Genomic DNA, 602 nt, shown 5'->3' on the forward strand with positions numbered 1-602 from the left:
AGCACAGGCGTAGGCCCTCGGCGGCGAGGAGTTCGGCGAGTTCGGTGATCCTGGCGCCGTAGCCGGCCCAGTCGCCCCCGGCGAGCTTCGGGCGGCGCGACAGTGGCACGTCGCGCCGGCCGTGGATGCAGTTCGACGTCTCGGCGACGATGAACACGTCCGTCCCCATGGCGCGCAGCAGGTCGCGGTGGGGCTTGGCGAGGTCGAACTCCTCGCGCGCCGAGCGATTCAGCAGCTCGATCGAGTGCCAGCCCGCCACGCAGGCGAGGCCGAAGGGGGCCAGCGCGGCCTTCAGCGCTTCGGGCTCGCGCGGGAACTTGTGGCCGAGCTCCATGCCCTCGATGCCGGCTTGGCGGGCCTCGGCCAGGCAGGTCTCCAGCGGTGTCGCGCCGCCGATCTCCTGGAGGTCGTCGTTGGTCCAGCCGATGGGGTTGGCGCCGATGCGGATCGTCATGGTTCGGGTCTTTCGGGCTCGGGCGGGGAGGGCGGAGTCTGGCTCGGCGGCCGGGTCAGTCGGCGAAGCGCTGGCGGCGCTGCTGGGCCTCGTAGCGCGCGCGCGCCGCCCCGACCTCGTCGCGCACCGACACTTCCGGCACGGCGAC

General features: G+C 73.3%; 1 protein-coding gene. It reads right to left on the minus strand.

Going from position 1 to position 602, the window contains the following annotated elements:
- Nucleotides 1-454, minus strand: a 454-nt coding sequence (locus tag D3272_RS27060; RefSeq protein WP_245496818.1) for an IolE/MocC family protein, incomplete at its 3' end; no start/stop codon positions are given.
- Nucleotides 455-602 lie beyond the last annotated feature (148 nt).

The organism is Lichenibacterium ramalinae (genome assembly GCF_004137085.1).
GTDB classification, from domain to species: Bacteria; Pseudomonadota; Alphaproteobacteria; order Rhizobiales; family Beijerinckiaceae; genus Lichenihabitans; species Lichenihabitans ramalinae.